General features: G+C 61.0%; 12 protein-coding genes. 6 read left to right on the top strand and 6 right to left on the bottom strand.

The annotated features are described in order from the left end of the window. Positions 1-73: 73 nt before the first annotated feature. The 6 genes from gyrB to dnaA form a co-directional block, all read right to left on the bottom strand. Positions 74-2209, bottom strand: a complete 2136-nt coding sequence (gene gyrB, locus HMPREF3120_RS00735) for a DNA topoisomerase (ATP-hydrolyzing) subunit B (RefSeq protein ID WP_371441174.1) — start codon at positions 2207-2209, stop codon at positions 74-76. A gap of 104 nt (positions 2210-2313) precedes the next feature. Next, positions 2314-3156, bottom strand: coding sequence for an Abi family protein (locus HMPREF3120_RS00730; RefSeq protein ID WP_141740798.1), 843 nt, complete (start codon positions 3154-3156; stop codon positions 2314-2316). Between the two features lie 218 nt (positions 3157-3374). Then, positions 3375-3971: a DciA family protein gene (locus HMPREF3120_RS00725; protein ID WP_070449843.1), complete on the bottom strand. Its 597-nt coding sequence runs from the start codon at positions 3969-3971 to the stop codon at positions 3375-3377. Next, the gene (gene recF / locus HMPREF3120_RS00720; protein ID WP_070449840.1) at positions 3955-5136 is read right to left on the bottom strand and encodes a DNA replication/repair protein RecF; all 1182 of its coding nucleotides are present in this window, start codon (positions 5134-5136) and stop codon (positions 3955-3957) included. Before recF ends, HMPREF3120_RS00725 begins: the two co-directional genes overlap by 17 nt. A gap of 15 nt (positions 5137-5151) precedes the next feature. Then, positions 5152-6351, bottom strand: a complete 1200-nt coding sequence (gene dnaN / locus HMPREF3120_RS00715; protein ID WP_070421914.1) for a DNA polymerase III subunit beta — start codon at positions 6349-6351, stop codon at positions 5152-5154. Between the two features lie 723 nt (positions 6352-7074). Further along, positions 7075-8673 (bottom strand): chromosomal replication initiator protein DnaA, encoded by a 1599-nt coding sequence (dnaA, locus tag HMPREF3120_RS00710; protein ID WP_070449836.1) that lies wholly within the window; start codon positions 8671-8673, stop codon positions 7075-7077. Between the two features lie 761 nt (positions 8674-9434). Between dnaA and rpmH the strand changes: the two genes are divergently transcribed. The 6 genes from rpmH to HMPREF3120_RS00680 all read left to right on the top strand — a co-directional run bounded on the left by rpmH (position 9435) and on the right by HMPREF3120_RS00680 (position 12899). Then, the gene (rpmH, locus tag HMPREF3120_RS00705) at positions 9435-9572 is read left to right on the top strand and encodes a 50S ribosomal protein L34 (RefSeq protein ID WP_070421912.1); all 138 of its coding nucleotides are present in this window, start codon (positions 9435-9437) and stop codon (positions 9570-9572) included. A 15-nt stretch (positions 9573-9587) separates the two neighbouring features. Further along, complete coding sequence (rnpA, locus tag HMPREF3120_RS00700) at positions 9588-9941, top strand: ribonuclease P protein component (protein ID WP_070421911.1); 354 nt, start codon at positions 9588-9590, stop codon at positions 9939-9941. After that, positions 9941-10228 carry a membrane protein insertion efficiency factor YidD gene (yidD, locus tag HMPREF3120_RS00695; RefSeq protein ID WP_070421910.1) on the top strand — a complete coding sequence of 96 codons (288 nt, stop codon included), beginning with the start codon at positions 9941-9943 and terminating at the stop codon, positions 10226-10228. The genes rnpA and yidD overlap by 1 nt, the downstream gene beginning before the upstream one ends. Positions 10229-10237: 9 nt before the next feature. Beyond that, a complete protein-coding gene (gene yidC / locus HMPREF3120_RS00690; RefSeq protein ID WP_070449834.1) occupies positions 10238-11218 on the top strand; it encodes a membrane protein insertase YidC in 981 nt (326 codons plus the stop codon). Positions 11219-11318: 100 nt separating this feature from the next. Beyond that, a complete protein-coding gene (rsmG, locus tag HMPREF3120_RS00685; RefSeq protein ID WP_101732845.1) occupies positions 11319-11951 on the top strand; it encodes a 16S rRNA (guanine(527)-N(7))-methyltransferase RsmG in 633 nt (210 codons plus the stop codon). A gap of 27 nt (positions 11952-11978) precedes the next feature. Beyond that, the gene (locus tag HMPREF3120_RS00680; RefSeq protein ID WP_101740847.1) at positions 11979-12899 is read left to right on the top strand and encodes a ParA family protein; all 921 of its coding nucleotides are present in this window, start codon (positions 11979-11981) and stop codon (positions 12897-12899) included. Position 12900 lies beyond the last annotated feature (1 nt).

Here is a 12900-nt window from a genome sequence, read left to right as displayed (position 1 = left end):
CACCCCACAACCGCCAACGCCCCGGCACTTCCCTTGGTGGAGGTGCCGGGGCGTTGTCGTGCGCGCCTACAGCCTAGACGTCGAGGAAGCGGACGTCCTTTGCACGGCGGGTGATGAAGGAACGGCGTGCGGCGACGTCGTCACCCATCAGGATGGAGAACAACTCGTCGGCGCGCTGCGCGTCCTCGAGCTCCACGCGGCGCAGGATGCGGGTCTCCGGGTCCAGGGTGGTCTCCCACAGCTCCTTGGCGTTCATCTCGCCCAGACCCTTGTAACGCTGGATGCCGTCGTCGGTGTTGATCTTGCGGCCGGCCTCCAGGCCCTCCGCCAGCAGCTCGTCGCGCTCGCGGTCGGAGAAGGCGTAGCCCGGCTCGCCCTTGCCCCACTTGAGCTTGTACAACGGCGGGTTAGCCAGGTACACGTGGCCGTTCTCCACCAGTTCCGGCATGAAGCGGAATAGCAAGGTCAGCAGCAGGGTGGCGATGTGCTGGCCGTCCACGTCAGCATCGGCCATGAGCACGATCTTGTGGTAGCGCAGTTTCGCAATGTCGAACTCTTCGTGGATACCCGTGCCCAGGGCGGTGATGATCGCCTGGACCTCGGCGTTCTTGAGCACGCGGTCCATGCGGGCCTTCTCCACGTTCAGGATCTTGCCTCGCAGCGGCAAGATCGCCTGGTACTTGGAGTCGCGGCCGCCCTTTGCGGAACCGCCTGCGGAGTCACCCTCCACGATGAACAGTTCGGACTTTGCAGGGTCCTTGGAACGGCAGTCCGCCAGCTTGCCCGGCAGGCCACCCAGGTCCGTCGCAGACTTACGACGAACCAGGTCACGCGCCTTACGCGCCGCCTGACGAGCCTGCGAGGACGCCACCGCCTTGTTCACGATGACCTTCGCCTCAGCCGGGTTCGCGTCGAACCAATCGGACAGGTTCTCGTTGATGGCGCGCTGGACAAAGCCCTTGACCTCAGTGTTGCCCAGCTTCGTCTTCGTCTGGCCCTCGAACTGCGGGTCAGCCACGCGTACGGAGACGACAGCGGCGAGGCCTTCACGGCAGTCGTCGCCAGTAAGATTCGGCTCCTTGTCCTTGAGCAGCTTGTGCTCGCGGGCGTAGCGGTTCATCAACGTGGTCAGCGCGGCACGGAAACCTTCCTCGTGCGTACCACCCTCATGCGTGTTGATGGTGTTGGCAAAGGTGTGGACAGACTCCTTAAACGAGCTGTTCCACTGCATCGCCACCTCAGCCTCGAGGCCGTCACCCTTCTGGTCGAAACCGACGATGGTCGGGTGGATCGCCGTCTTCGACTTGTTCAGGTAATTGACGTAGTCGATCAAGCCGTCCGGGTAGTGGTAGACAACCTTCTTCTCACGCTTCTTCTTAACGTCTGGCGCAACCTCATCGCCAACCTCAACCGGGTTGCCGTCGCCGTCCTTATCCACCTCAGAAGCGTCGACGGTTTCGGTGTTGTCGTCGAACGAGTCACCGCCGATAAGCGCCGCAGTGTCGCCCTCTTCCGCAATCGCCTCGAGCTCGAGCTCCTCATCGGTGACGCGCTGGTCCGTCAGCGTAATCGTCAGACCCTTGTTCAGGAACGCCATCTCCTGCAGACGACGCGCGATCGTGTCGTAATTGAACTCGACCGTCTCAAAAATCTCCGGGTCCGGCCAGAACCGAATCGTCGTACCGGTACCGCGGGCGTTGCCGCCCTCCTCCAGCTTGTCCGGCACAGCCATCTTGAAGTTCTGCAGCCAGTGCTTGCCGTCGCGCTTAATGTCCGCCTCAACACGAGTCGACAGCGCGTTCACCACGGAAATACCAACACCGTGCAAACCACCAGACACCGCGTAAGAATCCGAGTCGAACTTACCGCCGGCGTGCAGCTGCGTCATGACAACCTGCACCGTCGGTGCACCAGACGGGTGCATCTCCACCGGAATACCGCGACCATTATCGACGACCTCAACGCCGCCATCTGCCAACAACGTCACATCGACCTGGTCGGCGTAGCCCGCCATCGCCTCGTCGACAGAGTTGTCCACGACCTCCCACACCAAGTGGTGCAGACCGCGCACACCGGTGGAACCGATGTACATGCCTGGGCGCTTACGCACCGCCTCGAGGCCCTCGAGGATAGTAATCGACGACGCGTCGTAATGGGGTTGCTGTTCAGCCACTGCGGGACGCTCCTCCATGCGTGAAATATGGGCCATAGGCCCGTTGAACTCGTTTCATCTTACACGCCGAGGGGGACATAACGGGCACCCGTCCAACCCGCGAGCGGGCGTTTCACGCCCCAATTTCACGTTTTCGGGTTTTAAAGGACAGTCAATCCGTCAAGGAAATCTTGTTGCTGGGCGATCACAGAACGAAAGCGGTTGTTTTGTCGGATAACCTCCGCAACGTCCTCGTCGATATAGCTCGCGATACTAACGAGGTTATCCGCATCACTATTAAAGTTGTGCCGTCCGAGAAGATGTTCATGATGAGCGATCCGGTTCCGTAACTTGGCAAACTGGTTTAATTCGTTCCTCAGCTGGGAACGCTTGCCTTGATAGTTCGGAAAAGCCTCAACCAAACACGGCTCCCATAGCGTCTGTTCGTAGTTGAGATAGCCGCGCCCTGGACCCGAGTCTCCGTTATTCAACAAGCTAAGCCACATTCCTAGAGAAACTTTTCCTACAAAATAGTCCCCCGAAATAGCAGAACTGGGACGCTTCCGTTTAATCTCACTCAGTTTCTGTTCAAATGCACGGTAGTCTTTTCGCGTCAGAAGGATGTACTTGCTCTTGAGCTGATTCCCTTCTTCGGAAGACGATATGGAGTCTTCTCCATTCATCACTAACGTATGCCAACCGTCTTCGTGGTCTATATCGAAGTAGTCGCACAGTTCGTCGTTCATAGCGTTGCGGACGAGAACCTCCACCAGCGCCACTGCGGGCCAAAAAGACCCCGCGATTTGTGAGTCCCAGAAATACAGTCGACTTGCAGCCCGGTTAATTCTTTCAGAAAGTTCGAGGTGTTGTTCCGCCCTTGGTAAGCGATCAACTGGCGCTTCCTGTCCATTCTTTCCTGGCGTTAAAACATAATCCCGAAACGTTGACATTCTCGGCGAAGAAGCGATGAGATTCATATTCAGATCGCTGAAATTCATTTCCACCCCCAGAAATTTCAAATGCCCCGAGCGTCCTGAAAACTCAGAACCTTCGCCGTTACTGGCTCAATCTGCGGGGCTTACATGGAAAACAATAAACGACACTTTTCCCCAACGCAAGCTCTAACTGCGTGAGGGTATTGACATTCAAATCAGTAACCCCGGTGATGTGCTGATGCAGGGATCGCTCCGGGGCTTTCGGGGAAACAATACCAGCGTAACCCCTACCCGTAGGTGTCGCGCGGTCCGCGGCCTTTGACGTGCAGCGGCCCGTAGCGCCAACTTTTCGTCTTCGGTCCGTAGATATGCAGTTTGGTCACCACGTCCGGCCCGACTTTCTCGGCGATGGCGCGCAACACTTCGCGCTGCATGTACTTCATCTGGGTGGCCCACGCGGTGGAATCACAACTCACGTGTACTTCGTCGCCCTTGATCATCTCCACGTGCGTGTGCTGCGCGATCTTCTCCCCGACCAGGTCCTCCCAGTGCCCCATCACCCAGCCGTGCGCCATCTTTTCGGTCCAGTCGCGCTTGCGCACCTCTTTGCCCAGCAGGTTGGCAAAGGAGGACACTTTGTAACTCCTCGGCAGCGCACGTCCGTCCAGGCCAGTGGGGATTCCGCGCACATCTGCTTGTCGACGACCCCCCGCCGGCAAGTCCAACCCCGGCACCGTGATGGTGCGGTGGTCGTCGATAAGCGTTGGCTTGTTGCGCCTTGGAATCACACTTGTGCCCTGCCGGGAGAGGTCCGGCAGGCGGCCGCCGCGTTTGCGGGCGGTGGCGCGCAGGTTGTCGAAGGTGGTTTTAATGAGATCGCTCAATCGAACTCACCCCATCCTCCATGGTCACGGCGTAGCGGGCGGTGACGGCGTCGTCGAGGTTGCCGGGCAGATCGTCGCCAACCGCAGCGGTAATCAGGACCTGCTCGGCCTCTTCGGCCACGTGAACGAGGCGCTCGCGGCGTTTGGCGTCGAGTTCGGCGAAGACGTCGTCGAGAATCAGCACCGGATCCTTGCCGTCGCTGGACAACAATTGGTATTCGGCCAGGTGCAGTGACAACGCATACGACCAGGTCTCCCCGTGCGAGGCGTAACCTTTCGCAGGGTTGTCGCCGAGCATGAGCGCCAGGTCGTCGCGGTGCGGGCCGACCAGCGTGATGCCCCGGTCGATCTCCTCCTTGCGGCGCCGCCCCAACTCCGTGAGCATCGCCGCCTCAAACACCGCAGGGTCCCGCGAGGGCCCGCCGGCGAGCTCCGTGACAGCTTTGTCCAGCGTAGAGCGGTATTCCACCGACGCCGGCCGCGATTCCGGCGCCACCGAGTGGTACGCCTCCGCGATCAGGGGCCCAAGCGTATCGACGAGCCCATGCCGCCCCGCCACCACCTGCGCCCCAAAATGTGCAAGCTGGCCGTCCCACACGTCGAGGGTGCTCAGGGCGCTCGCGCCGTCGTCGTCACCGTAGCCCCTGCGAAGCGCCATGTTTGAGTGCTTGATCAGTGCGTTTCGTTGGCGCAGCACCCGCTCATAATCCGCGCGGGCCCCGCCAAGACGCGGCGTGCGCAGCGCCGCCAGGTCGTCCAGGAAGCGACGCCGCTCCGCCGGCTCACCATTGATCAGCCGCAGGTCCTCCGGCGAAAACATCACCGTGCTCAACACGCCCAGGATCTCCCGGGCGGACTTCAACTTCGTGCGGTTGATCTGCGCCTGGTTCGCCCCATGCGGCTTGATCAGCAGGTGGGTTGTGAGTTCGCGGCCGTCGTTGACCGTGGTGACCGAGACGCGCGCGTTCGGTTTGTTGCTGGCTACGAGCGGTGCATCCGTAGATACCCGGTGGCTCGACAACGTGGATGTGTAGTGCACAGCCTCCACAATGTTGGTCTTGCCATGGCCGTTGCGCCCGGCGATCACCGTCACCCCCGGCTCGAGCTTGAGATTCAACTCGGGCCACGAGCGGAAATCACGCAGATCAAGCTCGCGGACGTGCATACAGACCGCCCGCGACTAGCCCGGCAGGCGAACCGGCATCAGCAGGTACGTGAAGTACGTATCCGGGGTGGGGAACGTGCCGTTCTCGTCCGCCTCCGGCAGCTCCTCCGGCTCCGGGATCATGATCGCCGGACGCGACGGCTCCGTGAAGCCGAACACCACGCGGTTCGTGCCAATCACCGACAGGCCCTCGCGCAGGTAGCCGGCGTTGAAGGCGATGAGCAGTTCGTCGGCACCGGTGAAGGCGGCGTCGATGGTCTCCTCAGCCGCACCGGAATCCGCACCGGAGGAAAACAGCGTGACCTGGCCTTCCTTGAAGTGCAGACGCAGCTGCGCGTTGCGGTCCGCGACCAGGCTGACACGACGGATCGACTCCATCAGCGGCGCAACCTCAACCGACGCGATCGACGTGTGCTCCTTCGGCAACAACGGCTCCACATTCGGGAACTCCGCATCCAACATGCGAGTTGTGGTTTCGCGGTTGCCGGTGTGCAGGCCAAACAGGCCCTCGCCGCCAATGTTGTCCTCGGAACCGACAGCGATCTCCACCGGCTCGTCGATACTCGTGTCCAGCGTACGAGCGTTATCCAGCAGCGTCTTCGCCGGAACCAGCAGATCCGCCTTCACGTTCGCGCTCGCTGGCTCCCACGTCAGGTGACGCTGCGCCAGACGGAAACGGTCCGTGGCGGTAAGGGTGACATTCTCGCCGTCGATCTCCACATGGATACCCGTGAGCATCGGCAGCGTGTCATCACGACCTGCCGCCGCCGCGACCTGCGTGACCGCACCCGTCAGCGACGCCGGCGAAATGCGACCCGTGACCTGCGGCAAGTGAGGCAACTGCGGGTAATCATCCAAGGACATAATCGGCAGCTCAAAGCGTGCCGCAGCACCCTGCAGCACCAGCTTCTGACCATCCGTGGTCACCTCAACCGGCTTATTCGGCATGTTCGCCACAATGTCCGCCAGGAGCTTGCCCGCTACAGCGACGCGACCCGGGTTAGACACCTCCGCGCCGATACGCACACGCGTGGACACCTCGTAGTCAAAGCCCGCGAATTCCAAACCATTGTCATCCGCAGTGATGACCACCGCGCGAAGCACCGGCTGCGTGTTCTTCGTCGGCAAACTGCGCGCAACCCACGCCGCGGCGTCAGAAAGGTCGTCCCGTTCGACGCGGAACGACACGTTGTTGTCACCGTTGATGTCAACCATGGCGGCGCAGACTCCTTGCACGTGGGTAGGGGCCGGATGTAATTACGCAACCACTCTAGGCGGGCACCCCGACACACGCCATTTGCGGGTGCCAGTTTTGTCATTCGCTCTTTGCTTCTCGACGCCTATCGACGGAGCCCCGGCGAGTTCTGCACACCCTCTCTTTCTCTTAGAAGAATTACAAGTAAATAGATGGGAACAACAGTAAGTCCTGGGGAATCTGTGGATTACACGTTATCTGCGCCGGTCATCTCGGCGATCCGTCTTGTGATTCAGGGTGTGGATAACTTGTGGATAACTGCCCTTGCCTGTGGATAGATTTCTGCGCTTTTTGGAATTACACAATCTGTCCCGAGCTATCCACCGTTTGTACACATCTCGCTCCCCAGCCGGTCAGCGGCCTTTTGTGACTAAGATCGCCTAATTACAACGGTGTAATTACACAGGTGTGGATAGGTCTGTGGATAGATCTAGGTTGGGTGGGTTTCGGTGGGGTTTTGGGGGTTGAATCCAAAAAAGTTCCCGGGTTCTGGCTGTGTCGTGGAACTTTCTCTTGGTGCTATCAGTTCAGCCCTGGGGAAAGTGAATTTTCTTGGGGTTCTGGACGCAAATAGTTCCCAGGCGGGGAACTTTTTTGGGGAATAGGGCGGGAGCGCGGAAAACCGCCCCGAAACCACAAAAAAGGGAGCCCACCGAAGTGGACTCCCCTAATAACTCAACCGCCTACCGCGCGCGGGCCCGGTTCTTCACCAGTTGCGTGAGCTCCTGGATCTCGTCGTAGGTGCCACGGTTTTCTGTCATTTCCTTGCGGATCTTGCGGTCGGCGTACATGACGGTGGTGTGGTCTTTGCCACCGAACTCGTCGCCGATCTTGGGCAGTGACAGGTCGGTGAGTTCGCGGCAGAGGTACATGGCGATCTGGCGGGCGTGCGCCACCTGACGGGTTTTACCTGCACCGACGAGCTGCTCCATGGTGACTTCGAAGTATTCTGCGGCGGCTTCTTTGATGGTGGCGGCGTTGATGTTCACGTCGCCTTCGTCGGGAAGAATGTCGCGCAGTGCTACCTGCGCAACTTCCATGGTGATTGGCTCGTTGATCAGCGAAGAGTAGGCGGAGACGCGGATTAACGCGCCTTCGAGTTCGCGGATCGACGACTCAAACTGCGACGCGATGAGTTCGAGCACGGCGTGGTCGACTTGGGTGCCGTCGGCGGCAGCCTTCTTCATCAGAATGGCGATGCGGGTTTCTAGGTCTGGTGGCTGAACGTCGGTGATCAGGCCGCCTTCGAAGCGCGTACGCAGACGGTCTTCCAGCGTGGTCAGTTGCTTCGGCGGGCGGTCGGACGACAGGATGATCTGCTTGTTTGCCTGGTGCAGCGCGTTGAAGGTGTGGAAGAACTCTTCCTGGGTGCCTTCTTTGCCTTCGAGGAATTGGATGTCGTCGACCATCAAAATGTCCAGGTTGCGGTAGCGCCGCTTGAAGGATTCTTGGCGGTCGTCGCGCACGGAGTTGATGTAGTCGTTGGTGAATTCCTCGGACGACACATATTTAATACGCAGCCCTGGCTGTAGGACGCGCGCGTAGTTGCCGGCGGCGTGCAGCAGGTGGGTTTTGCCGAGGCCGGAGCCGCCCCAGATGAAGAGGGGGTTGTAGGCCTTGGCGGGGTTTTCGGCGACGGCGACGGCGGCGCCGTTGGCGAAGCGGTTTGAGGAGCCGATGACGAAGTTTTCAAAGGTGTATTTCGGGTTGAGGCTGGCTTCGCGGTCGGGGTCGTGAGCTGGCTTTTCGCGCGGGATGCGGCGGTCCACGGTGGGATGAGCAGCTGCTTCTCGACGACGCCCCTCAACCTGAGCGGCATGCATCCGCGCCAGCTCGTCGAGGCCCATTGGGATTTGTTCGCCGGCGGCTGGTTGTTCTGCTTCGTACTCCCCCGCCATGGTTTGGGATTGGCCCCAGGAGTGCTGCTGGGCTTGTGGCGACGGGGGCGCTGGGGGCATCGGCGGCTGCACCGGTTCGGGTTCCGGCTGGGGTTCGGGCTCGGGTGCGGCGACGGAAACGGCCAGGTTGTAGGGCAGTCCGGTGTGGGAGGTCAGCAGCGCGGTGATGTGCGGGGAAAGGGAGTCTTCGACCACGTTTTTGGCGGCTTGGTGTGGTGCGGAGAGGAGGGCGTAGCCGTCGACAAGTACGACTGGCTTCATGAGCCGCAGGTAGGCGCGCTGCTGCGGGGTGAGTGTGGGGACCGTGGACGAGGGTTGCTCGGAGAGTCTGAGGAGTTCGTCGACGATGCCACGCCAAAGATCCTCGAGGTGTTGATCCGCCAAGGTCCGCTCCAGTCTGTCAATTTCCTGTAATTCCAAATTCACCGCTTGATCCACAAGCGCTGAGGATGATCGGCTTGGCTCTCACCTGCCGATCCACAATGTTATCCACAGGTGTGGACAGCTTCGCATTCGGGAGTTGTCCACAGGTGCATTTTCCTCTGTGGATAACTGTGTGAATTACAGAAACCTGACCTGCCCTGCGGAAATGACCGTCGAACCGGGAAAGTCTCAACCATTACTTCACAGTTATCCACAGGGCTGTGCATGAACAGCCTGTGTGATTGTGGTGTTGAAACATTGTTACCCCGCCCGACCTCGCAGTGTCTAACGTTTTGTCATTCACCAAACTGTGGACAACTCCTGTCGTCGAACATGTGTCCCCATACTCACAGCTGCTCCGCAGGAAACTTCGGCGATTTGTTTCCCGACCTGCGAAAAAACACAAGCTTGTAATTACGGGGGCACCCGTTCGGGCCAGATGAGAAACCCGGAGTGTTGATTTGGCCGCGGCCGCAAATCTCGCGTAGTCTTATCCCCGTCTTCACGCCAGTTACCCCTGGCGTGCTTCACGAGAGCACCGCCCCCGCCGGGCACCGGGCCGCTTACCAAGGCGAGCCGGCGAAGGCGCTGCACGCGACTGCGCACCGATCCACTGGTGCCGAACCGCAATCTCGACGCACTCGTTTCAACTTTGGAACGGCTACTACCCCGGGAGGCTTTCACGAGCCGTCGGCCGTTCATGACCGCACAAGGAGTCCACCGTGTCTAAGCGGACTTTCCAGCCGAATAACCGTCGCCGCGCACGCAAGCACGGCTTCCGCGCTCGTATGCAGACCCGCGCCGGCCGCGCAATCGTTTCCGCGCGCCGCAAGAAGGGCCGCGCGAACCTTTCCGCGTAGTCTTACGCAACCATCGTGCTACCCCGCCCGCACAAACTCACTTCATCCGCCGACTTCAAAACGGCGATGAAGCAGGGAGTGCGCGCGGGGTCTCGCACATTAATGGTCCATGTCTACCCACGCCCGGACGAGGTCATCACAGGTGGCCCACGTTTCGGGCTTGTGGTGTCTAAGCAGGTCGGCAACGCTGTGACCCGCCATGCGGTGTCGCGGAGGTTGAGGCATGTGGTGGTGCAACGTGGGGTCGTCGATAAGCTGCCGCGCAATTACGATGTCGTCATTCGCGCCCTGCCGAAGTCTGCCACCGCAACCAGCGATGACCTCGCGCGCGACATGGAGCGCGCCATTACCAAAGCGCTGAACCGCTAATGGCGTACTACAACTTCGCCGGCGGTGAAATCCCCGCCGCCCGCGGACCGGCCGCCAAAGCGCTGGTCGGGCTGATTCGCGGCTACCAAAAATACCTCTCACCCCTTAAAATGGGCGGGACCTGTCGTTTTCTGCCGGTATGCAGCGCGTATGGGCTCGAAGCCGTGTCTCGGCACGGCGCTCTACGTGGTGGGATGCTGGCGGCGGCCCGGATCTGCAAGTGCGGACCCTGGCACCCGGGGGGCTACGACCCTGTCCCGGGCAGCATCGAATTGAGTGAGGAGTAACACCGAAACGTGCTGAATTTCATTTATTGGCCGATTTCCTGGGTGCTGAAGTTCTGGCACGAGGTTCTCGGCTTCATCCTTCCGAAGGATTCAGGTATCTCCTGGATCCTCGCCATCGTGCTGCTGACCTGCACGGTGCGTCTGCTGCTGCTGAAGCCGATGGTGAACCAGATGCGGTCCACCCGCAAGATGCAGGAGATGCAGCCGCGGATGCAGGAAATCCGCGAGAAGTACAAGGGCGACCAGCAAAAAATTGCGGAGGAGACGCAGAAGCTCTACCGCGAGATGGGTACCAACCCGCTGGCATCCTGCATCGTGCCGCTGGTGCAGATGCCGATTTTTATTGGCCTGCTCCACGTGCTGCGTTCCTTCAACCGCACCGGTGACGGCGGCGGCGTTGGCCTTGGTTTCACGGTTGAGCAGAACCGCAACACCGCCAACTACGCCTTCCCGCCGTCGGACGTGCAGTCCTTCCTGGACGCGGACTTCCTCGGTGTGCCGCTGTCGGCGTACATGTCGATGCCGGAGGAGATGTTCGCAGCCTTCGGTAACGCTGACCTGACGCGTGCGAACATCATCGCCGTCTGTGCCCCGCTGGTCGTGCTGTGTGCTGCGTTTACGCACTTCAACGCTCGCATCATGATCAACCGCCAGGCCGCCCGCAAGGCTGCCGGCAAGACCGCGAAGCCGCAGGGCGAGATGGCCGCGATGATGGAATCCCAGATGGGCATGATGAACAAGATGATGCTCTGGTTCTTCCCCATCATGATTCTGGCCACCGGTGTCATCTGGCACATCGGCCTGCTGTTCTACATGCTGACCAACAACGTGTGGACCTTCTTCCAGACCCGTTTCCTGAACAACAAGATGGACGCCGAGGAGGCTGCCGAGGAGGCCCGCAAGGTGGAGATGAAGCGCACCACCGCGCCTGCCCCGGGTGCCCGCAAGGTGGATCGCCGCACGAAGAAGCAGCGCAAGCAAGGCAACTAAGCATTTGCTTATCGACGACGCCCCGGCTTCACCCGGGGCATTTTTCATGCCCATATATATGGTGTGGGGCCGTGTCGTGGAGCCGACTACAGTGTTGTGCATGTCGGATACGTCCCCTGCAGCCGCAGCCCAAGTTTTCGGAGATCGCCTCGCATTGGCCGAGGCGTACCACCAGTCGCTGGCCACCACAGCCGCCGAGCGTGGCTTTATTGGCCCCAAGGAAGTCGCGCGCCTGTGGGAGCGCCACATCCTGAACTGCGCGGTGATCTCGGAGGCCTTCCAAGAGGGGCTGAAGGTGGCGGACATCGGCTCCGGCGCCGGGCTGCCCGGCATCCCGCTGGCGATCGCTCGGCCGGACCTGAAGATCACGCTCATCGAGCCGCTGCTGAAGCGCTCCACCTACCTGCGCGAGATCACCGAGGAGCTCGGCCTGGACAACGTCACCGTCATCCGTGGCCGCGCCGAGGAGCAGCCGAAGGCATCCTTCGACGCCGTGACCTCCCGCGCCGTGGCACCCTTGGGCAAACTTGCCGGCTGGTCGCTTCCGCTGCTGCAGGGCGGTGGGGCCATGATCGCCATGAAGGGCGAATCCGTCGCCGAGGAGCTGGAGCGCGACGCCAAGCTCATCGCCAAGGCTGGCGGTAAGGATCCCGAGATTCTCACCGTGGGTGCGACTACGCTTGAACAGCCAACCACCCTAATCCGCATCACCCGCAAGAAGAAGGGGGAATAAGTGGATCACTACGATGACACGCCTTTGATGGAGGAGGCGATGCGGGCGGCGAGGGTGTCGTCGAGAAGCGAAACGCTCCCGCGACCCGACCAACCCCGCGTGATCACCGTTGCCAACCAAAAAGGTGGCGTGGGCAAAACCACCACCAGCGTCAACCTCGCGGCGTCACTGAGCCGCCAGGGCATGAAAGTGCTGGTGATCGACCTGGATCCGCAGGGCAACGCCTCCACCGCGCTCGGCGCCGAGCACACCTCCGGCACCACCTCCAGCTACGAGGTGCTCATCGGTGAGGCCGACGCCGCCGATGCCGTGCAGGCGCACGCAGACAACGAGAACCTGTTCTGCATCCCCGCCACCATCGACCTCGCCGGCGCGGAAATCGAGCTGGTGTCCATGGTGCGCCGCGAATACCGCCTCCACGACGCCATCCGTCGCGGTTTCATGCAAGACCACGGCTTCGACTACGTGTTCATCGACTGCCCACCCTCGCTCGGGCTGCTGACCATCAACGCGATGACCGCCGTCGACGAAGTACTCATCCCCATCCAATGCGAGTACTACGCACTCGAAGGCGTGGGGCAGCTGCTGGGCAACATCGGCATGATCCGCGAACACCTCAACCACAACCTGCACATCTCCGCGATCCTGCTGACCATGTACGACGCCCGCACCCGCCTCGCGGCCGACGTCGCCGACGAGGTCCGCGGCCAATTCGGCCAAGTCGTGCTGAACAACGTCATCCCCCGCTCCGTGAAGGTCTCCGAAGCGCCGGGCTACGGCCAGACCGTCATCGACTACGACCCCGGCTCCCGCGGAGCACTCGCCTACTTCGACGCAGCCAAAGAACTCGCGCTGCGCGGCGACTACCAACCCCACCCCACCACCGGCCCAATTGGCGTGAGCCCGGAAGTCTCCGCCCAACTCGACAGCTCTTCCGAGGAGGACTAAA

The organism is Corynebacterium sp. HMSC11D10 (genome assembly GCF_001806995.1).
GTDB lineage: Bacteria > Actinomycetota > Actinomycetes > Mycobacteriales > Mycobacteriaceae > Corynebacterium > Corynebacterium coyleae.
The sequence above is the reverse complement of the archived record's forward strand: the minus strand, read 5'-3'. Positions and strand labels throughout refer to the sequence as shown.

What these genes read in the sequence shown, in the direction of transcription:
- gyrB (WP_371441174.1), bottom strand. Translation starts at nt 2,209, where the DNA reads ATGGCCCATATTTCACGCATGGAGGAGCGTCCCGCAGTGGCTGAACAG.
- recF (WP_070449840.1), bottom strand. Translation starts at nt 5,136, where the DNA reads ATGCACGTCCGCGAGCTTGATCTGCGTGATTTCCGCTCGTGGCCCGAG.
- dnaN (WP_070421914.1), bottom strand. Translation starts at nt 6,351, where the DNA reads ATGGTTGACATCAACGGTGACAACAACGTGTCGTTCCGCGTCGAACGG.
- yidD (WP_070421910.1), top strand. Translation starts at nt 9,941, where the DNA reads ATGGCGTACTACAACTTCGCCGGCGGTGAAATCCCCGCCGCCCGCGGA.
- rsmG (WP_101732845.1), top strand. Translation starts at nt 11,319, where the DNA reads ATGTCGGATACGTCCCCTGCAGCCGCAGCCCAAGTTTTCGGAGATCGC.
- HMPREF3120_RS00680 (WP_101740847.1), top strand. Translation starts at nt 11,979, where the DNA reads ATGGAGGAGGCGATGCGGGCGGCGAGGGTGTCGTCGAGAAGCGAAACG.